The organism is Stenotrophomonas sp. YJH_SMC_4 (assembly GCF_059371575.1).
This window is the reverse complement of the sequence record NZ_JCAFUR010000002.1, coordinates 97,014-115,500: the sequence shown is the minus strand read 5'-3', so window position 1 is coordinate 115,500 and position 18,487 is coordinate 97,014. Positions and strand designations below refer to the sequence as shown.

19 protein-coding genes and 2 riboswitches are annotated in these 18,487 nt (G+C 67.2%); of the genes, 7 read left to right on the top strand and 12 right to left on the bottom strand.

What is annotated here, in order from left to right; genetic code table 11:
• Positions 1–64: 64 nt before the first annotated feature.
• Entirely contained in the window at positions 65–607 is a 543-nt protein-coding gene (locus tag AC5P9F_RS04040) for a hypothetical protein (RefSeq protein ID WP_227843416.1), read from the bottom strand.
• Positions 608–628: 21 nt separating this feature from the next.
• The gene (locus tag AC5P9F_RS04035) at positions 629–904 is read right to left on the bottom strand and encodes a GIY-YIG nuclease family protein (RefSeq protein ID WP_049480213.1); all 276 of its coding nucleotides are present in this window, start codon (positions 902–904) and stop codon (positions 629–631) included.
• Between the two features lie 40 nt (positions 905–944).
• A riboswitch (glycine riboswitch) is annotated at positions 945–1,034 on the top strand.
• Positions 1,035–1,047: 13 nt separating this feature from the next.
• Positions 1,048–1,151, top strand: a riboswitch (glycine riboswitch).
• Between the two features lie 84 nt (positions 1,152–1,235).
• Between AC5P9F_RS04035 and AC5P9F_RS04030 the strand changes: the two genes are divergently transcribed.
• On the top strand, positions 1,236–1,853 hold the full coding sequence (locus AC5P9F_RS04030) for a trimeric intracellular cation channel family protein (protein WP_005411215.1): 618 nt from the start codon (positions 1,236–1,238) through the stop codon (positions 1,851–1,853).
• 168 nt (positions 1,854–2,021) lie between these two features.
• Here AC5P9F_RS04030 and AC5P9F_RS04025 read toward each other — a convergent pair whose 3' ends face one another.
• The 7 genes from AC5P9F_RS04025 to AC5P9F_RS03995 form a co-directional block, all read right to left on the bottom strand.
• A complete protein-coding gene (locus tag AC5P9F_RS04025) occupies positions 2,022–3,095 on the bottom strand; it encodes a 3-deoxy-7-phosphoheptulonate synthase (RefSeq protein WP_133050265.1) in 1,074 nt (357 codons plus the stop codon).
• 295 nt (positions 3,096–3,390) lie between these two features.
• Positions 3,391–3,648 (bottom strand): hypothetical protein, encoded by a 258-nt coding sequence (locus AC5P9F_RS04020; RefSeq protein WP_133050264.1) that lies wholly within the window; start codon positions 3,646–3,648, stop codon positions 3,391–3,393.
• A 112-nt stretch (positions 3,649–3,760) separates the two neighbouring features.
• Positions 3,761–4,099: a DUF6616 family protein gene (locus tag AC5P9F_RS04015; protein WP_005411218.1), complete on the bottom strand. Its 339-nt coding sequence runs from the start codon at positions 4,097–4,099 to the stop codon at positions 3,761–3,763.
• 47 nt (positions 4,100–4,146) lie between these two features.
• The gene (locus AC5P9F_RS04010; RefSeq protein ID WP_133050263.1) at positions 4,147–4,887 is read right to left on the bottom strand and encodes a DNA alkylation repair protein; all 741 of its coding nucleotides are present in this window, start codon (positions 4,885–4,887) and stop codon (positions 4,147–4,149) included.
• Complete coding sequence (locus AC5P9F_RS04005) at positions 4,884–5,384, bottom strand: MarR family winged helix-turn-helix transcriptional regulator (RefSeq protein WP_049450285.1); 501 nt, start codon at positions 5,382–5,384, stop codon at positions 4,884–4,886. The genes AC5P9F_RS04010 and AC5P9F_RS04005 overlap by 4 nt, the downstream gene beginning before the upstream one ends.
• A gap of 72 nt (positions 5,385–5,456) precedes the next feature.
• Positions 5,457–6,755, bottom strand: coding sequence for a sensor histidine kinase (locus AC5P9F_RS04000; RefSeq protein ID WP_099484487.1), 1,299 nt, complete (start codon positions 6,753–6,755; stop codon positions 5,457–5,459).
• Positions 6,756–6,787: 32 nt separating this feature from the next.
• Positions 6,788–7,495 carry a response regulator transcription factor gene (locus AC5P9F_RS03995; protein ID WP_133050262.1) on the bottom strand — a complete coding sequence of 236 codons (708 nt, stop codon included), beginning with the start codon at positions 7,493–7,495 and terminating at the stop codon, positions 6,788–6,790.
• Positions 7,496–7,601: 106 nt separating this feature from the next.
• Here AC5P9F_RS03995 and AC5P9F_RS03990 point away from each other — a divergent pair, with 106 nt between their 5' ends.
• Together AC5P9F_RS03990 and AC5P9F_RS03985 are read left to right on the top strand one after the other, a co-directional pair.
• Entirely contained in the window at positions 7,602–8,531 is a 930-nt protein-coding gene (locus tag AC5P9F_RS03990; RefSeq protein WP_495231891.1) for an aspartyl protease family protein, read from the top strand.
• Between the two features lie 67 nt (positions 8,532–8,598).
• Positions 8,599–9,762 (top strand): serine hydrolase domain-containing protein, encoded by a 1,164-nt coding sequence (locus tag AC5P9F_RS03985; protein ID WP_111687733.1) that lies wholly within the window; start codon positions 8,599–8,601, stop codon positions 9,760–9,762.
• A 28-nt stretch (positions 9,763–9,790) separates the two neighbouring features.
• Here AC5P9F_RS03985 and AC5P9F_RS03980 read toward each other — a convergent pair whose 3' ends face one another.
• The 3 genes from AC5P9F_RS03980 to AC5P9F_RS03970 all read right to left on the bottom strand — a co-directional run bounded on the left by AC5P9F_RS03980 (position 9,791) and on the right by AC5P9F_RS03970 (position 12,555).
• Positions 9,791–10,402 (bottom strand): DUF6445 family protein, encoded by a 612-nt coding sequence (locus tag AC5P9F_RS03980; protein ID WP_005411225.1) that lies wholly within the window; start codon positions 10,400–10,402, stop codon positions 9,791–9,793.
• Positions 10,403–10,536: 134 nt separating this feature from the next.
• Positions 10,537–12,186, bottom strand: coding sequence for a chaperonin GroEL (gene groL, locus AC5P9F_RS03975; RefSeq protein WP_005411226.1), 1,650 nt, complete (start codon positions 12,184–12,186; stop codon positions 10,537–10,539).
• Between the two features lie 81 nt (positions 12,187–12,267).
• Complete coding sequence (locus tag AC5P9F_RS03970) at positions 12,268–12,555, bottom strand: co-chaperone GroES (RefSeq protein ID WP_005411227.1); 288 nt, start codon at positions 12,553–12,555, stop codon at positions 12,268–12,270.
• 312 nt (positions 12,556–12,867) lie between these two features.
• Here AC5P9F_RS03970 and AC5P9F_RS03965 point away from each other — a divergent pair, with 312 nt between their 5' ends.
• The 4 genes from AC5P9F_RS03965 to AC5P9F_RS03950 all read left to right on the top strand — a co-directional run bounded on the left by AC5P9F_RS03965 (position 12,868) and on the right by AC5P9F_RS03950 (position 18,000).
• Positions 12,868–14,658: an endonuclease gene (locus AC5P9F_RS03965; RefSeq protein ID WP_005414629.1), complete on the top strand. Its 1,791-nt coding sequence runs from the start codon at positions 12,868–12,870 to the stop codon at positions 14,656–14,658.
• Positions 14,659–14,726: 68 nt separating this feature from the next.
• Positions 14,727–15,065 (top strand): divalent-cation tolerance protein CutA, encoded by a 339-nt coding sequence (cutA, locus tag AC5P9F_RS03960; protein WP_495231890.1) that lies wholly within the window; start codon positions 14,727–14,729, stop codon positions 15,063–15,065.
• Positions 15,062–17,434 (top strand): protein-disulfide reductase DsbD family protein, encoded by a 2,373-nt coding sequence (locus AC5P9F_RS03955; RefSeq protein ID WP_495231889.1) that lies wholly within the window; start codon positions 15,062–15,064, stop codon positions 17,432–17,434. The genes cutA and AC5P9F_RS03955 overlap by 4 nt, the downstream gene beginning before the upstream one ends.
• Complete coding sequence (locus AC5P9F_RS03950; protein WP_100438935.1) at positions 17,431–18,000, top strand: TlpA family protein disulfide reductase; 570 nt, start codon at positions 17,431–17,433, stop codon at positions 17,998–18,000. The genes AC5P9F_RS03955 and AC5P9F_RS03950 overlap by 4 nt, the downstream gene beginning before the upstream one ends.
• Positions 18,001–18,487 lie beyond the last annotated feature (487 nt).

Below are 18,487 nucleotides of genomic sequence, written 5' to 3'. Positions count from 1 at the left end.
GTCTCCAGCGCTGAGGGCTGGGCGATCATGGCATATGCAAGCCGCATCCACGCATGGCGTGGATCTACGGCATCAGGCCCATTTCGTCGGTGCCCAGCTGCATGTACATGAACGCAGCGGCTTCTTCAGACATGGGCTGCCCCTGCGGGAAGCTGTCCAACCAGGCGGTGATGCGCGCATGGCGCCCCGCCAGCGCATCCGTCAATGCCTGCTTTTCCGCGTCAGTGGCGCGCTCCCGCATTTCATTGCGAAGCACGTCATCGCCGATCCCCCACTTTTCCGCGAACGGGATCAGATCGACCAGATCGGGAGGGACCCGGTCACGACGCAGGTGGATCGGTTCGGGTGTCCTCGGGCCATACGCAGCCAGCTCAGCAGCGGTGCCGATCTGCCCATGCTGCAGTGGCGGTGGCGACGGTGCTTGGGTGCAGGCCAGAAGGGCCGCGCAGGCAGTCAACAGCAGTATCCCGCAGTTCTTCATCGGACGGATCCATGTGTCGATGGGTGTGGCGATCATGGCATGACTGGAAGCGCCCATCCACGCATGGCGTGGATCTACTGTAGAGCCGGGTCCATGCTCGGCTTCACCATCAGGCAGCAGCAACAACAGCCGAGCGTGGGCTCGGCTCTACAGAAGCGCGGGATCCGGCGCCTGCAGCCAGGCCAGCTTGCGTTCGCGCGGCTGCTGCTTGAGTTGCCACTCGGCCCGTGACGCGGCGGCCCGGTCCGGGTACTCGCGCACGGCCAGCACCCGCAGCGGTGGCCGGGCCCGGGTGTAGCGCGCGCCCTTGCCGGCCTGGTGGGCGGCGAAGCGCGCTTCCACGTCGGTGCTGATGCCGGCGTAATAGCTGCCATCGCGGCATTCGAGCAGGTACAGGAACCACGGGCGGAGGGACGGGGCCATGCCCGGATTATGCCGTGCTGCACTACAGCGGATATACTGGCGCCCGAATGCAGGAGAGAGGCGCCGCGCCGGCGCCCGCCGAAGGCGCAGGCTCCCATGATCGCTCAGGCCGGTGGGCTGGAATCCCACCAACCATGCATTCGACTCGCCGAGCTGGAGAGAGGTCACCGGGCACGCCCGGGACGATCCGCCGAAGGGGCACGCGGCCCATGCCGCTGAACTCTCAGGCAAAAGGACAGCGGGAGCGGCACCGGTCATCGTCATCCCGTCATTGCGCAGGCAGTGGCGGTAGTCGCGCATGGCCGGCCCCACCGCGCCCGGAGCCTGTCCCATGCTGCTGTCCATCATCTACCTGATCGCCATTTCCGCCGAAGCCATGACCGGCGCACTTTCTGCCGGCCGCCGCCGCATGGACCTGTTCGGCGTGGTCATGATCGCCTGCGTCACCGCACTCGGCGGTGGTTCACTGCGCGACATCCTGCTCGGCCACTACCCGCTGGGCTGGGTGAAGCATCCCGAGTACCTGGGCTTCACCGTGTGCGCGGCGCTGATCGCCACCTGGGTGGCGCGCTGGATGCACCACTTCCGTCGCACCTTCCTGGTGCTCGATGGCCTGGGCCTGATCGCCTTCACCCTGATCGGCTGCTCGATTGCGCGCGAAGCCGGCCATGCGATGCCGATCGTGCTGATCGCCGGCATGCTGACCGGCGCGTTCGGCGGCGTGCTGCGCGACATCCTCTGCAACGAGGTGCCGCTGATCTTCCAGAAGGAGCTGTACGCGATCATCGCGCTGCTGACCGGCGCGGCCTACCTGTTGCTGCTGCACTGGGGCGTGGCCGACGCCACCGCGATCCTGTGCTGCCTCGGCGGCGGCTTCGCGCTGCGCCTGCTGGCGATCCACTACCGCTGGGAAATGCCGAAGTTCGTGTACCACGACGAAGTGCATTGAGGTTCGCGCGGCGGAATCCGCACCACCCCGGCGATGTACCTGGCGCTGTCGCTCATGCGCAGCGCCAGGCGCATCGCCGGTGCAGATGGGCCGGTCTCCAACTCCGACCGGCCCTGATCGCGGCCGCACCCCCGCAGGCGCTGGCCGCCATCCACACACGTGCCGCACTCAAGCGGCTTCGGACACCTTCACGTCGCGACGGGCGCGCACGGCCGCGGCCAGTCGCTCCAGCACCGTCACGGTGGTGTCCCAGTCGATGCAGCCATCGGTGATGCTCTGCCCGTAGACCAGCGGTTGGCCTTCCACCAGTTCCTGGCGACCACCGACCAGATGGCTCTCGATCATCACACCGACGATGCGCTGTTCACCGTCTTCCAACTGAACGGCGATGTCCTCGATCACCTTCGGCTGGTTGTCCGGGTTCTTCAGGCTGTTGGCATGGCTGGCGTCGATCATCAGACGAGTCGGCAGCTTGGCCTTGGCCAGCGCCTGGCAGGCCTCGGCGACACTGCCTGCATCGTAGTTCGGCTGCTTGCCGCCGCGCAGGATCACATGGCAGTCCGGGTTGCCGGTGGTCGACACGATGGCGGTGCCGCCCTGCTTGGTGACCGACAGGAAGTGATGCGGATTGGAGGCCGCACCCACCGCGTCGGCGGCGATCTTCACGTTGCCATCGGTGCCGTTCTTGAAGCCGACCGGGCACGACAGCCCCGAGGCCAGTTCGCGGTGCACCTGGCTTTCGGTGGTGCGCGCACCAATGGCGCCCCAGGCCACCAGATCGGCGATGTATTGTGGCGAGATCACATCAAGGAACTCGACGCCGGCCGGCAGGCCGAGCTTGTTGATGTCGCGCAGCAGGCCACGGGCGATGCGCAGGCCCTTGTCGATCTTGAAGCTGCCGTCCAGGTCCGGATCGTTGATCAGGCCCTTCCAGCCCACCGTGGTGCGCGGCTTCTCGAAGTACACGCGCATCACGATTTCAAGTTCCCCGGCCAGCGCGTCACGCAGCGGCTTCAGGCGCTGGGCGTACTCGATGGCGGCCTTCGGGTCGTGGATCGAGCATGGGCCAACCACCACCGCCAAGCGGTCGTCACGGCCATGCAGGATCTGGTGCAGGGCCGCGCGCGAGGCGCTGACGGTGTCGGAGGCTTCATCGTCACACGGCAGCATCGCCAGCAGCTGGGCAGGCGGTGTCAGCGGTTCGATGGTGCGGATACGCAGGTCGTCGGTGTGCGGGGGCATTGGGGGAGGTCTCCGGAACGTTGGGGGTCCCCAGCGTGGCAGCATGAAAAAAGCCGCCAGGTTCGCTGGCGGCTTTCGGGAATGCGTCTGAAGCTTTCTTCAGGGTGAGCGCAGTCCTTCCTCCGCCAGTGGCTTCGGAAAGTAATACCAGTAAAAGCGGGTGGCGGCTGCGTTCATGGGTTGTATTGATAGCACAGCTTTTGCGCAGTGCAAAATGTTTCATCCGCAACTGGGGACGCGGTTCAGCGAGATGCTCGCCAGCCCTGCCCACGCGGCGGCACCCACGCAACGTCGCTCATTTGCTATGCACTTCCACGTCCAGCAGCAGGCCCTCATGGATGTCGGCCCAGCGTTCCAGCACGCGGTCCAGTTCCTGCCGGGCCTCGTCCAGCTGCTCGGGGTTGAGCAGGGAACGCGCGGTGTAGAGATCGGAAACCAAGCGCCGCAGGGCCGATTCCTGGATGGCCACCGACGGCCCCTCCAGCCCCGGCAACTGCAACGCCGGGCTGTCGCCAAGAGGGCCGAACAGCGTGACCTGGAGCGTGCTCTGCATGATCGACCTTCCTGCGGATGGACATGGGCAACGTCCTGTTTACCGCGTCTGCGTGACAGGCGCATGTGCCACCCATGCCCAGCACCGGGATCTGCCGGCGTCTGCCGCCCCGCTACAAGGCGGCCAGGTCGGCAAGGTGCTGGGCCATGCTGTCCATCGCGCCTACCGCCTGGGTGGTGGTGAAGTACTCATGCCAGCCGGTAGCGGCAATGCCGGCCATCAACGCATCGACCTCCTCGCGGCTTGCGCAGCGCCAGACCGCATAGAACTGCTCATCGCTGCCGTGCGGTACGCCCGAGGCAATGCGGCCCATCGCCAGCGGCGTGATGCGGACCGGATCGAACTGCTGCATGCCGGCGCCGATACGGGCGAAGAAGGCGTTCCGCTGCTCGGGCGGAAGTGTGGTCCAGGCAGGGGTGGCGGTGTAGAGCTCGATGAAGGTGTGCGACATGGTGGTTCTTCCTTGAGGGTTCAGGGGTTGCCGGCCAGCGGCCGGCACTACCGGAGCGAGCGCAGCGCGCGTTTGCGGATGTAGGCGTTGGCGTCGCTGTGGCGCTCATGCTGCCAACGCGTACACAGCTGGCGCAGCCACTGCGGCTGAGTCTTGCCGGCATCGTTGAGCCAATTTCCGACCGAATCCTGCACATAGCGTTCCGGATCGTCGGCCAGTGCTTCCAGCAGCGCGGATGCATGTTCCGGGTGATGCTTGAACAGTGCGATATGCGTGGCCCAGACACCGCGCGGACGCAGTGCTTCGCAGGCGAAGCGGCGCAGGTACGGCGATGTTTCCTGTGACCACGGTTGCAGGTACTCCAGCGCCTGCAGTGGTGCGGCAACGATGTCCGTGCGTAGTGCCAGCCACGCCCATTCGCGCACACCGAAATGGGGGTCATCGGCCAGTGTGCGCATCTGCTGCAGCTTCCCTGCCAGCGTTGCGCGGGCATCGCTGCCGATCAGGTAGCAGGCCCAGCCACGCACGGTATCGGAGCTGTGATGCTGCCAGAGCGCGGGCGCCCCCTGCCCCGCCTCACGCAGCAGTTGCGCAGCCAGGGCCATGCGCAGGGTGATGCCCTTGCCTGAGGCGTCCCGCATGCGTTGCAGCGCCTCCGGTGCAAGCGCAGGCGCCGCCACCTGCAGAAGCGCGGCAAAATCCACTGCCAGGCATTCGGCCAGATGGGTGGCGGGGACGCGGCCGGTGTTGAGTGCTTGCCGGCGTTCCGCAGGAATGGCCGTGCTCATGCTGCGGATTCCCGCCCGGCGTCCGTGTGCTGCCAGACCTTGTGCAGCAGCTGTGAGAGCTGCTGCTGTTCATCAGCATCCAGGCCGTTGAACAGCCCACCGATCCATTGCGTGTGCTGCTCGAACAGCGATTCGGCCAAACGCTTTCCCGGTGCGGTCAACACGATCTGCAGGCGGCGGCCATCTCCGTCGTCGTTGCGACGCTGCAGCAGGCCTTCGCGCTGCAGGCCGTCGAGCAGGCCGCTGATGGTGGCGCGGGTCACGCCGGCGCGTTCGGCCAGCACATGCGGCGGCAGTGCGCCACCGGCCCCGTGCAACAGGAACAGCACGATGAAGCGACCCTCGCTGAGCGCATGCGGCGCCAGCCGCGCGGCGCAGTCTCGATCGATCGACGAGGACAGCGAGAGCAGCTGGAAACACAGGCGCAGCGGCGCGATGTTGGCGTGACCGCGTCGCTGCGCTTCCTCGATCAGGGCATGATGCTTGGCTTCGATCATCTCACGCACGCGATATGGTTAGGCGCCTAATCATACATCCGAACAGCCGCTGCCTGTAAACCACAGCCGATATCAGGTGAACTTTCCCAGCAGCAGGCACGCAATCAGCCCGCCGCCCTCCCGGTGCAGCAGCTGCAGTTCGCCCGCGTGCCGCCTCGCCACATTGGCGGCCACTGCCAGCCCAAGTCCCGCTCCACCGGTGGTGCGACTACGAGAACGCTCGCTGCGCTGGAACGGTTGCAGCAGGCGTACTCGGTCGCCCTCGGCGATACCTGGGCCCCGATCCATCACCTCCAGCTGGACCCCTCGCTCAACCACGGCAAGCCGCAGTTCCATCGCCCCGGCATAGCGATCGGCATTGTCGATAAGGTTGTCGAACGCGCGCCGAAGCAGCAGCGCGTCGCCGTGCCAGGGCAGACTGTCCGGCCCCTGGATGGAGATCTCGACACCGCGCAGCAACGCTGCCTGCACGCACTCCTCCAGCAGCGCGGCCAGATCCAGCGGGCGCATCTGCAACGGCTGCAATTCGCCGCGTGCGTAATCGAGCACCTGCTCGATCATCGTGTCCATGCGCTCGATGTCCGCCACCATCCGGGCCGCCTGTGGTGTGGGCGCGAACTCGGCGCGCAGTCGCAGGCCGGTCAATGGTGTGCGCAGGTCGTGCGCCACTGCAGCCAGCATATGGGTCATGTCCTGGGCCTGCGCACGCAGGCGCTCTCGACCGGTGCCGATCGCGGCGGCCAGCATCTGTACCTCGCGCGGGCCATCATCCGGCAGGGGCGTGTCGGCTTGCAGGTCCACACGTGCACTGGCATCGGCCAAGCGTCGTAGTGGACGCCCCAGCCGGATCGATGCCCACGCCGCCAGCGGCGCCAGCAACACGGCACCGCCCAGCAGCGCCAGTATCACCTGTCGCCGCCAAGCTGCCAGATCACTGTGATCGCTGCCGACCACCCGCCAGCGGCCATCGGCCTGGCGCACGCCCAGTTCAAACGGCGGCCATTGCATCGCGGTCAGCAGCGCGGCCTGCGCCTTCAGTACACCGACCCGCGCCGTGCCGTCGAGCACCTCGCCGCCTTCGATGACCTGCACATCAGGCGCCTTGCCCTGTCCGCTCCAGACCAGGCGCACCTCCTTCGCCGGCAAACCCATCTGCAGCGCCGCCAACTGGGTGAGCCAGTCACTGGCACTGCCCTGTGGTGGCGCATCCTGCGTCGCCAGATGCAGGCCCAGTGGTGCCGCGGCCTGCTCCCCCCGCAGCACCTGCACGGCCTGGTCCAACCGCATCGGTGGCGGCGCGGGCCGAGGCATCCAGCCAACCACGGCCACGCTGACCAGTGTCGCCAGCAGCAGGCTGGCCAGGGCCAGCATCGTGATCCAACGCGCGGTCGGCCACCGGCTGTTCACAGCACCTGTACCTCGGCGTGGAAGCGATAGCCTTCGCCACGCGATGTCTGCACCAGGGCTTCCGCACCGGGTGAGGCCTGCCCGAGCTTGCGGCGCAGGCGGCTGATCGCCAGGTCGACCGCGCGGTCGACGCTGTCACTCGGTTCGCCACGGCTCAGCTGCAGCAGCTGCTCGCGCCCCAGCACCCGCCCGGGGCGTTCGGCCAGCGCCAGCAACAGGCTGAATTCACCACGGCTGAGCACCAGCTCGTTCCCATCCGGCGCCAGCAGGCGACGTTGTTCCGGCAGCAACCGCCAACCAGAAAAGCGCAGTTCACTGGCTACCCGCGCGCGCAGCTTGTCCTGCCGGCGCAGCAGCGCGCGTACCCGCGCCAGCAGCTCGCGCGGGTCGAACGGCTTGGCCAGGTAGTCGTCCGCGCCCATCTCCAGGCCGATCACCCTGTCCGGTGCGCTGCCCATCGCCGACAGCATCAGGATCGGAATGGCCCGTGCCTGCAGCCGGCGGCAGACCGACAGGCCATCCTCACCGGGCATCATCCAGTCGAGGATGATCACGTCCGGGCGATCGACCTGCAGCAGCACGTCCAGCGCCGTCGCGTCCGCTGCCACCCGTACCTGGTAGCCATGCAGCAACAGGCAATCGGCGATGGCATCACGGATGCTGGCGTCGTCATCGACAACGATGACACGGGCGGGAGTTGTCATGCAGGCAGTATCAGGCAGGTCTGTATCAGGACGGTATCAACGCCGATATTCCCGCGATACGGCGCTGCGCGCCAATGGTCACCCATGATCACTGCGGAGACCTGCCTTGCGCCTCATTCCATTCGTCCTGCTTGCTGCCCCGCTGGCTGCGCTGGCGTCCGATTCCCCCGAACACATCCTGCCGATGTGGATGCAGGGCGGTCATCCGGCCGTGGCCGTGTCGCTGGACGGGCGTGCCGAACCGCTGCGCTTCGTGGTCGACAGCGCGGCAGGCGCCACGCTGGTCGATGACCGCGTCGTGCGGCGCTACGGTCTGGGAGATGCGGATGCGGAGGTATCACAGGCCCAAGGGGCAAGTGCAGCCTCCGCGCGGCTGCAGCGCATACGCAGAACGTCCTGGCAGCTGGGCAGTTGGCAGCTGCAGGCCCAAGCCATGAAGGTCGATCTGTCGTCGTTGCCGAAGGACGATGATCCGGCCATTGACGGCTTGATCGGCAACGATCTGACCGGACGCTGGGACACCCGTTGGGACTTCGGCCGCAATCAACTGGCGCTGTGGACACCCGGCGGATTGAACCTGGAAGGACCGGGTTGCCAGCCCAATGCGCTGCCCGGACGCACTGACGGCCTGCGCCAGTTCGGCTTCATCATGCTTGCACTGGGCGCGCCCGCGGTGGACGCCATCGCCGTGGTCGACACCGGTGCCGCGCAGACCGTCCTCAACGCCGAAGCAGCCCGCGCACTGGGGCTGCGCACCGACGGCAGCGACGCACGGGTGCGGGTGCGTGAAAAGGGCACCGAAGGCCTGGGCGGCGGAAAGCAGGCAACCTGGCTGTACACCCTGCCCGGCATGGCCGGCAACGGCTGGCAGCACCCCTCGATGGAGGTCCGCATCAGCGAACTGCCAGTGTTCAAGGCGATCGGCCTGGAGGGCCGGCCGGCGCTGATCCTTGGTGCGGATACAATGCGCGGCGGCCAGGTGGACATTGGTGCCGGCGCGTCCCGGATCTGCCTGCGCCGGCCGCAGGCCAGCTGACATCCGGCAATGACGCCAGCGGCAGCCTGGCGTAGCATCGCCGTGCGCCCCACCAGGAGTTCCACGCATGTGCCGTGCTGCCCTGATGTTGCTGACGCTGTTCCCGCTGGCCGTGCTGGCTGCACCTCCCCCGGTACCCTCGCCGGCCCGCATCGACGCCGAAGCGCAGCGGTTGATGCAGGCCGCACAGGCGCGCGGCATGGCACTGGCGGTGATCGACGGCGGCAAGGTGGTGCACGTCGCCGCCTACGGCGAGCGCAATACCGCAGGCGAACCACTGCGCACCGATACGGTGATGTACGCCGCCTCGCTGACCAAGATGGCATTCGGCCATCTGGTCGCGCAGCTGGCGCAGGACCGCAGGATCGATCTGGATGCCAGCATCGCCACAGCGCTGGACAAGCCGTTGCCGGACTATCCGCCCGAAACGAAGAAGTACGCCGACTACAGCGTGCTGGCCGATGATGCGCGCTGGCGCCAGCTCACCCCTCGCCTGCTGCTCAACCACGCCAGTGGCTTTGCCAACTTCGGGTTTCTTGAACCGGACGGCCGGCTGAAGTTCCACTTCGATCCAGGCAGCCGCTACGGCTATTCCGGCGAAGGGCTGATCCTGCTGCAGTTCGTGATCGAACGCGGACGGCTGGGCGAGGATGTGGGTGCGTTGATGCAGCAGCGGGTATTCGACCGCTTCGGCATGACCCGCACCAGCATGATGTGGCGCGGGGACTTCGCCACCAACCTGGCCGACGGCTGGACCATGGAGGGCACCGCCGAGCCGCACGATGAGCGCAGCCGCGTGCGCGCGGCCGGTTCGATGGATACCACCATCGCCGACATGGCCCGTTTCGCCGCCGGCTACGTGCGCGGCGATGGGCTGTCAGCGACGATGCGCAAGGAGCTGGTGCGGCCGCAGCTGCCGATCACCACCGCCAGCCAGTTCCCCACCCTGCAGCCGGAGCTGCCGAAGGCGCTGCAGCGCAAGGACCTGGCGGCCGGCCTGGGAGTGGTGACGTTCCGTGGCCCGCAAGGCGCGGGCTTCTACAAGGGCGGCCACGATGATGCGGTCGGTAATACGCTGGTGTGCGTCGAGCAGCAGCAGCGCTGCGTGGTGATCCTGGGCAACGATGTGCGCGCCGAGGCGACCTTCCCGGCGCTGGTGGCCTTCGTGCTCGGCGACATCGGCGTACCGTGGCAGTGGGAGTACGGCGCAGCGAAGGCATTCGTGAAGTAGATCCACGCCATGCGTGGATGACCTCCCTTCAACGCGCCTGCTCGAAGAACATCAGGTAGACCAGCCGCCCATTCTCCGGCCGGTCGCCGAAGGCCGGGCCGGCGGTATGCCAGAACCACGGGCGCAGCAGCACCAGACGGTTGAAGCGCATCGGGATGCGCATGGTCATTTCCCACTGGCTGTCGTCGACGCTGTCGCGCTCGATGATGTCCCGATGCATGTCGCCGCCGTTGGCGTAGCCCAGCGCAGCCAGCTCGTGGGCGTTCAGCGCCATGCGCTCGGTGTTGGTGCGGCGATGGCGGAAGAACTCGGTACCCCCTTCGCAGTGCTCCGGGGCGCTGAGGTAGAGGATGCCGGACCAGTGCGAATGGTCGGTGTGCACCTTGGCGCGACCCACATCGCTGGCCAGGGTCAGCCGGAACTTGCCGTGCGACTGCAACGGATTGACCGGCCGCAGCGGCTCGTTGACCAACCGCGACGCGGCCTCGGACAGGCCGTCCAGCTCCAGCCGTTCGAGCGAATTACGCCCGGGGAATGCCCCCTCCTGCGCCGGGTAGGTCAGGCCCAGCCCGGCCTGGCGCAGGCCGTGTGCATCGGCTGGAGAGAGGAAGTCGTCGACGACGATGAACGAGGTAGGCATGGTCTGCGAGCGTAGCGACGCGGCGCCATGGCGGCAACCGGGCAACAAAAAAACCCCGCCTCGCGGCGGGGTTTTTCCGTGCATCGGGGAGACGCGCCGACCAGGGCCGGCAACGTCCGACGCGGGCGTGGACCTTAGAAGTCCATGCCGCCCATGCCACCCATGCCGCCCATGCCACCGGCGCCGCCCATGGCCGGCTCGTCCTTCTTCGGAGCTTCGGCAACCATGGCTTCGGTGGTGATCATCAGGCCAGCGATCGAGGCCGCGTTCTGCAGCGCCGAACGGGTCACCTTGGTCGGGTCCAGGATGCCGAACTGCAGCATGTCGCCGAACTCGCCGGTGGCGGCGTTGTAGCCGAAGCTGCCGGTGCCTTCCTTGACCTTGTTGATGATGACCGACGGCTCGTCACCGGCGTTGGCAACGATCTCGCGCAGCGGGGCTTCCATCGCACGCAGGGCGATCTGGATGCCGTGGTTCTGGTCTTCGTTGGCGCCCTTCAGGCCGGCCAGCGCGGTGATCGCGCGGACCAGGGCAACGCCGCCGCCCGGAACCACGCCTTCTTCAACGGCCGCACGGGTGGCGTGCAGGGCGTCGTCGACGCGATCCTTCTTTTCCTTCATTTCGATTTCGGTCGAGGCGCCGACCTTGATCACGGCAACACCGCCGGCCAGCTTGGCCACGCGTTCCTGCAGCTTCTCGCGGTCGTAATCCGAGGAGGTGTCCTGGATCTGGGTCTTGATCTGCGCCACGCGTGCATCAACGTTGGCCTTGTCGCCGACGCCGTCGATGATGGTGGTGTTCTCCTTGGAGACCTGCACCTTCTTGGCGCGGCCCAGGTCCTTGATGGTGGCCTTCTCCAGCGACAGGCCGACTTCTTCGGAGATCACGGTGCCGCCGGTCAGCACGGCCATGTCTTCCAGCATCGCCTTGCGACGGTCGCCGAAGCCCGGAGCCTTGACGGCCACGACCTTGACGATGCCACGGATGGTGTTGACGACCAGGGTGGCCAGCGCTTCGCCTTCAACTTCCTCGGCCACGATCAGCAGCGGCTTGCCGGCCTTGGCGACGCCTTCCAGCACCGGCAGCAGGTCACGGACGTTGGAGATCTTCTTGTCGTGCAGCAGGATGAACGGGTCATCCAGGTCAGCGGTCTGCGACTGCTGGTTGTTGATGAAGTACGGCGACAGGTAGCCGCGGTCGAACTGCATGCCCTTGACCACGTCCAGCTCGTTGTCCAGGCCCGAGCCTTCTTCAACGGTGATGACGCCTTCCTTGCCGACTTCCTTCATCGCGTCAGCGATGATCTGGCCGATCGACTCGTCCGAGTTGGCCGAGATGGTACCGACCTGGGCGATCGCCTTGTCGTCGGCGGTCGGCTTGGAGATGTTCTTCAGCTCGGCGACGGCGGCCGAAACGGCCTTGTCGATACCGCGCTTGAGGTCCATCGGGTTCATGCCGGCGGCAACGGCCTTGGCGCCTTCGCGGATCAGGGCCTGGGCCAGCACGGTGGCGGTGGTGGTGCCGTCGCCGGCATCGTCGTTGGTGCGCGAAGCAACTTCCTTCACCATCTGCGCGCCCATGTTCTCGAACTTGTCAGCCAGTTCGATTTCCTTGGCGACGGAGACGCCGTCCTTGGTGATGGTCGGGGCGCCGAAGCTCTTTTCCAGCACGACGTTGCGGCCCTTCGGGCCCAGGGTGGCCTTGACGGCATTGGCGAGAACGTTGACGCCGCGCACCATGCGCGAACGGGCGTCTTCACCGAAACGAATATCCTTGGCAGCCATTGCATTTACCTCATTGGTAGCGCCGGACGATGCCCGGCGGCTGGGAGTTTGGGATCAGGTTGAAACAGGTCGCGCCGAGGCTCAGCCGATGACGGCGAGCACGTCGTCTTCGCGCAGGACCTTGTATTCGACGCCTTCGCTCTTGTACGAGCTGCCGGCGTACTGGCCATAGATGACCTTGTCGCCGACCTTCAGCGACGGCGCGCGCACGTTGCCGTTGTCCAGCGGCTTGCCCGGGCCGACGGCCACGACCTCACCCTTGGTGGACTTTTCCTTGGCCGAGTCGGGGATGACGATGCCACCGGCGGAGATTTCGTCGGCTTCGATCGGCTTGACCACAACGCGGTCGTGCAGCGGCTTGATGCTCATAGGAGACCTCTTAAGTGATTGATTGGTCTAAAAAAGTCCGGCGATGTTAGCACTCACCCCAGGCGAGTGCCAGAACCGCACGTGAAGAAACCCGACAACGTCGGGAGCAGGGCAGAGATGGAGCCCCGCCGCCCCCTTTCAAGGGCGGAATGAAAAAATTTTTTCCACCCGCGCGCCTCGGCCAAGGCGTTGGTCCTGGACAATTTCGGTGACAAGCGTCGCACTGTCAGATATCTGACGTTCATTTACGACAAAGTGTCACTGGATCGGCCTTAGGCTCGGTCACGCATTCCCAATCACAAGGAGTAGTCGATGCGATTGCTGTCCCCGCTTGCCGCCGCCTGCCTGCTGGCACTGGCCGCGGCGCCGGCCCAGGCCGAGGTCTTCATCAATGAACTGCACTACGACGACAGCACCGCCGCCGGTGACGTCGGCGAAGCCATCGAAGTGGTCGCTACCGCAGGTGAAGACCTGTCCGGCTACCGCCTCTACCTCTACAACGGCAGCAATCCTTCGGCCGCCACGGTCTACGCCAACAACCCGGTCCCGGCCGGCACCGCCGCCGGTTGCGGCAGCGCCAGCATCGCCGTGGTCAACTACCCGACCAACGGCATCCAGAACGGCCCGAACGACGGCATCGCCCTGGTCGACGCCAGCGGCAAGGTGGTCCAGTTCCTCAGCTACGAGGGCGCCATCACCGCCTCCGGTGGCCCTGCCGCCGGCATGACCAGCCAGAACATTCCGGTGGCCGAGACCAACAGCACGGCCCCCGGCACCTCGCTGCAGCTGACCGGCAGCGGCAGCCAGTACGCCCACTTCACCTGGGCCGAGTCGGCCAGGCAGACCTTCGGCAGCTGCAACAACGGCCAGACCTTCAGTGGCGGCGGCACCCCGGGCCCGAACACGCCGCCGTCGGTGTCCACCACCACCCCGGCGCAGGGCAGCAGCACCTTCCCGGCCGCCGCCGATCTGGAAGTGGTGTTCAGCGAAACCGTGAACCTCGCCAGCGGCGCGTTCGCGCTGAGCTGCGGTACCTCCGGCAGCGTGCCGCTGACCTTCCCGGCCAGCGGGCGCAGCGTGAAGCTGTCCACCAACACCGCGCTGGTGGCCGGTGAAGCCTGCCGCTTCGACATCCGCGCCGCGCGCATCACCGACCTGCAGGGCGCACACCCGGCGGCCGACAGCCGCATCGCCTTCACCGTGGCCAGCACCGGCGGCAATCCGGACCCGGGCAACCCTGGCGTGCCGGCCGGCTACTACTCCAAGGTCAACACCAGCAGCCCGAGCCAGCTGCGCTGCTCGCTGCACGCGACAATCAAGGGCCACACCGCCTACCCGTACAGCGGCTCGGGCACCAGTACCTGGACCATCCTGGAGATCGCCGACGAGGACCCGAACAACCCGAACCGCATCCTCGACGCGTATCGCAACCGCAGCTACGCCAAGGTGACCGATCGCGCCGGCAGCGGCAGTGGCCTGAAGTACAACCGCGAGCACACCTGGCCGAACTCGCTGGGTTTTGCCACCACCACGGGTGACAAGGGCCTGCCGTACGCGCCGTATACCGACACCCACATGCTGTACCTGACCGATGCACAGTGGAACGCCGACCGTGGCAACAAGCCGTTCGGCAAGTGCGACGCCAGCTGCGGCGAGCGCGCCACCGAGGCCAACAACGGCCAGGGTGGCGGCAGTGGTGGCTATCCGGGCAACTCCAACTGGGTGCGCACGCCGGACGGCAACACCGGCACGTTCGAGGTGTGGGGCAAGCGCAAGGGCGACATGGCGCGTGCGGTGATGTACATGGCGATCCGCTACGAGGGCGGCAAGGATGCAGCCACTGGCCAGTCCGAGCCGGACCTGGAGCTGACCGACGACCGCAGCAGGATCGTCAAGACCAGCAGCTCGCCGGCCTACATGGGCCTGCTGTCGACGCTGATCGACTGGCACCTGTCCGACCCGCCGGATGATGCCGAGCGTGCGCGCAATGACGTGATCTACAGCTTCCAGGGCAACCGCAACCCGTTCATCGACCACCCCGAGTGGGCGACCCCTGGCCTGTTCACCTCGGCCAAGCCGGCCACCTGCCAGCTGGCCAACTGACCGCGCAACGCAGCGGTCCACGGCCGCCGCCGGGTCCTGACCCGGCGGCGGCCCTATACTCGACGGTCATGTCGACCATCGATCCCGTCCTGCTGCTGTTGACCACCTGCCCGGACCGGGCCAGTGCCGAGCGCATCGCGCACGCGCTGGTTGGCGAGCGCCTGGCCGCGTGCGTGACCCGCCTCGATGGCGCGCAGTCGACCTACCGCTGGCAGGGCGAGGTGACCACCGACGCCGAGCTGCAGCTGCTGGTGAAGACCACCGCGAGTCGCGTCAATGACGCAATCGCCCGGATCGTCGAACTGCATCCGTATGAACTCCCGGAGTGCATCGCGGTCGAAACCCGGGCCGGCCTGCCGGCGTATCTGGACTGGATCCGGGCACAGACCCGGGAGGACACTGATTGAAGACTCTGTTTGCGCGTGGCGCCGCCCTGTGCGCCCTGATGTGGCTCTCGCTGCCCGCCTTCGCCCTGGATGAGAAGGATCTGCTGCCGGTGGACCAGGCGTTCGCGCTGACCGCCAGTGCCCCCGAACGGGGCCAGGTGCAGCTGCAGTTCAAGATCGCGCCCGGCTATTACCTGTATCGCCACCGCACCAGCGTCAGGGCCGACCCGGCCTTCAATGCCGGCGCGCTGCAGATGCCCAAGGGCGACAAGCACCACGACGATTTCTTCGGCGAGGTCGAAACCTATCGCGAGCGCCTGCAGGCCACCCTGCCCGGCACGCCGACCGAGGCCGCCAGCACCATCAGCCTGGAAGTGCGTTACCAGGGCTGCGCAGATGCCGGTGTCTGTTACCCGCCGCAGAAGCGCGTGGTGCAGGTCACCCTGCCCGGCAGCGGTGCACAGGCCGCGGCCCCTGCCGCGCGCGCCGGTGCGGCCAGTCCGTTCAACAACCCACTGGCCGGTGCCGGCAACAGCGGCGGCCTGCGCCTGCCGGGTGCGGCCAGCAACAGCCAGGCGCTGCCGCTGCCGTCGGAGCAGGCGTTCGGCTTCGATGCCATCGCCAGCGACGGCAACACCCTGCTGCTGCGCTTCAGTCCGGCACCGGGCTACTACCTGTATCGCGACCGCACCTCGCTGAAGCTGGAAGGCAGCACCGGCGTGCAGGCCGGCACGCCGCGCTGGCCAGCCGCGCAGTCGCATCGCGACGAGCACTTCGGCGATGTCTCGGTGTACTTCAACCAGGTGGAAGTGCCGCTGCCGTTGCGGCGCACGGTTGCCGACGCGGTTGACGGCACCCTCGTGGTGACCTTCCAGGGCTGCCAGACCGATGGCATCTGCTACCCGCCAATGACCCGCCGGGTGAAGCTGTCGATCCCGGCCGGCAAGGTCAGCGCCAGCGCCGACCAGGCACCGCCGCGCAACGAGGTAATCAGCCCGTTGGCTGCGGCGCCACGCGAAGGCGCCAACGGCGCCCCCCTGCGCCTGCTGCCGACGGTGCCCAATACGGATGCCGCCCCCCCGGCCGTCGCAGGCCCCGTGGACGGCAATGAATTCGCCGCCGATGCGCGCGGTGACAACGCGCTGCGTACGCGCCCGCCGGCGACCACACCGAACCCGGACCGTTCGTTCGTCTGGGTGCTGCTGCTGGCGCTGGCCGGCGGCCTGGTGTTGAACCTGATGCCCTGCGTGCTGCCGATCCTGTCGCTGAAGGTCCTGAGCCTGGCGCAGAGTGGCGAAAGCCCGCAGCGCGCACGCAGCCACGCGCTCTGGTACACCTTGGGCGTGCTGGTCGCATTCGCGGTGATCGGTGCGTTGATGGTGGGCCTGCGCGCAATCGGCAACGCCGTCGGCATCGGCTTCCAGCTGCAGCACCCGGGCGTGGTGGCGGCGCTGGCCTACATCATGTTCGCGGTAGGCCTGAGCCTGTCCGGCGTGTTCACCCTGGGCGGCGGCATCGGCAACCTGGGCCAGTCGCTGGCCAGCCGCAGCGGCCCGGCCGGTGACTTCTTCACCGGTGCGCTGGCCTGCGTGGTCGGCAGTGCCTGCGTCGGCCCGTTCATGGGTGGCGCGATCGCCTACGCGTTCATTGCCCCGCCGCTGAAGGCGATGACCGTGTTCCTGTTCCTCGGCCTGGGCCTGGCGCTGCCGTTCCTGCTGATCGGCTTCGTGCCGGCGCTGGCGCGCCGCCTGCCCAAGCCCGGCCCGTGGATGGAAACGCTCAAGCACGTGCTGGCCTTCCCGATGTACGCCACCGCGCTGTGGCTGCTGTGGGTGCTGGGCAAGCAGCGCGGCGTGGACGGCATGGCGCTGGTGCTGAGTGGCCTGTTGCTGTTCGCCTTCGGCCTGTGGCTGTTCGAGCGCAACCGCTGGACCGGTTCGCGTGCAGTAACCCTGCTCGGCGTGCTGCTGGCGATCGGCGCATTGGTACCGGCCTGGGGCGTGACCCAGCTGGCAGCGCCGGCTCGCGCCGCACAGGCCGCCAGCGACAACGTGGTGGAGTATTCGCCGCAGTTGCTGGACCGCCTGCGCGCCGACAACCGCGTGGTGTTCGTCAACATGACCGCCGACTGGTGCGTGAGCTGCAAGGCCAACGAGCGCGCCGTGCTGTCGCGGCCGGAGTTCAAGGACCTGCTCAAGCGCACCAACGCGGTGTACATGCGCGGTGACTACACCAACGTCGATCCGCAGATCACCACATTCCTGGAAGAGCACAAGGCCGTCGGCGTACCGCTGTACGTGGTGTACGGCCCCGGCGCGCCGCCGACCGTGCTGCCGACCCTGCTGACCCAGGCGGTGGTGGAGGAAGCGCTGCTGCGCACCGCACGATGAAGTGGCAACGGCCAGCGCTGCTGTGGACAGCGGTGCTGGCCGCCGGCCTTGGCCTGTGGGCCGGCCATCGATTGGCTCCTGCGCCGGTTGGGCCTGAGGCCATGCCAGCGGCGCCTGCTGTGGCTGTGGCGGCTGCGGCACCTGCCCTGCAGGTCGGCGGCAGCCTGCCCGCGCTGTCGCTGCCCGATCTTGAAGGCCGGCCGCTGGACCTGCGCCAGCACGCTGGCGGTCGCCCGCTGTTGATCAATGTCTGGGCCAGCTGGTGCGCGCCCTGCGTGGAAGAAATGCCCGAACTGGCGCGTTTCGCACATATCCAGGGCGAGCACGGTGTGCAGGTGCTGGGACTGGCGCTGGATACGCCGGAGGACGTGCGCGGTTTCCTGCAGCGGGTACCGGTGGATTATCCGATCGTGATCGAGACCCCGGGGCCGCGCGATGCCAGCGTGCAGCTGGGCAATACACAGGGCCTGCTGCCCTACAGCGTGCTGTTCGATGCGCAGGGGCGGCTGGTGAAGGCAAAGCTGGGACCGTTCGCCCACGGCGAGATCGACAGCTGGGTGAAGTGAGGGTGTTTTTTGCAGGGCTTGCAGCCCTGCACCCTGCTCGATGCAACGGCAACAGCCAAAGCCAAAGCGGGCATTCCGTGGGATGGCGGGGCAGTGTCGGAGTGCGGGGACGCTGCAAGTACGTCCCTGTAAGCTTGGCAGCCGCATCCATGCGGCTGACACCCCGCACTCCGACACCGCCCCGCCTCTGACAGATCTTCGCGGCTGTTGGTAGGTGTCGACCTTGGTCGACACATCTGTCAGATATCGATATTCAGAACGGAATCAGACCCCGTGCCGACCAACGGTCGGCACCTACCAAAGCAGAACGCCGTTCCGACAGATCGCAGGAAACTGTCGAAGGCGGGGTGGGTCCGGTTGAGGGGGCGTGAGCCGCATGGATGCGGCGACCGAGCTTACATGGGTGAGGGCGCTTTGCTTGCGAAGCACTGCTTCGCAAGCGCCCGAACGCACAGCCGCCAGCGGCTGGGCCGGGCCCCGGAGGGGG

What these genes read in the sequence shown, in the direction of transcription:
- AC5P9F_RS03985 (WP_111687733.1), top strand. Translation starts at nt 8,599, where the DNA reads ATGTGCCGTGCTGCCCTGATGTTGCTGACGCTGTTCCCGCTGGCCGTG.
- groL (WP_005411226.1), bottom strand. Translation starts at nt 12,186, where the DNA reads ATGGCTGCCAAGGATATTCGTTTCGGTGAAGACGCCCGTTCGCGCATG.
- AC5P9F_RS04020 (WP_133050264.1), bottom strand. Translation starts at nt 3,648, where the DNA reads ATGCAGAGCACGCTCCAGGTCACGCTGTTCGGCCCTCTTGGCGACAGC.
- AC5P9F_RS03980 (WP_005411225.1), bottom strand. Translation starts at nt 10,402, where the DNA reads ATGCCTACCTCGTTCATCGTCGTCGACGACTTCCTCTCTCCAGCCGAT.
- cutA (WP_495231890.1), top strand. Translation starts at nt 14,727, where the DNA reads ATGTCGACCATCGATCCCGTCCTGCTGCTGTTGACCACCTGCCCGGAC.
- AC5P9F_RS03995 (WP_133050262.1), bottom strand. Translation starts at nt 7,495, where the DNA reads ATGACAACTCCCGCCCGTGTCATCGTTGTCGATGACGACGCCAGCATC.
- AC5P9F_RS03950 (WP_100438935.1), top strand. Translation starts at nt 17,431, where the DNA reads ATGAAGTGGCAACGGCCAGCGCTGCTGTGGACAGCGGTGCTGGCCGCC.
- AC5P9F_RS03965 (WP_005414629.1), top strand. Translation starts at nt 12,868, where the DNA reads ATGCGATTGCTGTCCCCGCTTGCCGCCGCCTGCCTGCTGGCACTGGCC.
- AC5P9F_RS03970 (WP_005411227.1), bottom strand. Translation starts at nt 12,555, where the DNA reads ATGAGCATCAAGCCGCTGCACGACCGCGTTGTGGTCAAGCCGATCGAA.
- AC5P9F_RS04025 (WP_133050265.1), bottom strand. Translation starts at nt 3,095, where the DNA reads ATGCCCCCGCACACCGACGACCTGCGTATCCGCACCATCGAACCGCTG.
- AC5P9F_RS04030 (WP_005411215.1), top strand. Translation starts at nt 1,236, where the DNA reads ATGCTGCTGTCCATCATCTACCTGATCGCCATTTCCGCCGAAGCCATG.
- AC5P9F_RS04005 (WP_049450285.1), bottom strand. Translation starts at nt 5,384, where the DNA reads ATGATCGAAGCCAAGCATCATGCCCTGATCGAGGAAGCGCAGCGACGC.
- AC5P9F_RS04010 (WP_133050263.1), bottom strand. Translation starts at nt 4,887, where the DNA reads ATGAGCACGGCCATTCCTGCGGAACGCCGGCAAGCACTCAACACCGGC.
- AC5P9F_RS04000 (WP_099484487.1), bottom strand. Translation starts at nt 6,755, where the DNA reads ATGCTGGCCCTGGCCAGCCTGCTGCTGGCGACACTGGTCAGCGTGGCC.
- AC5P9F_RS04015 (WP_005411218.1), bottom strand. Translation starts at nt 4,099, where the DNA reads ATGTCGCACACCTTCATCGAGCTCTACACCGCCACCCCTGCCTGGACC.
- AC5P9F_RS04035 (WP_049480213.1), bottom strand. Translation starts at nt 904, where the DNA reads ATGGCCCCGTCCCTCCGCCCGTGGTTCCTGTACCTGCTCGAATGCCGC.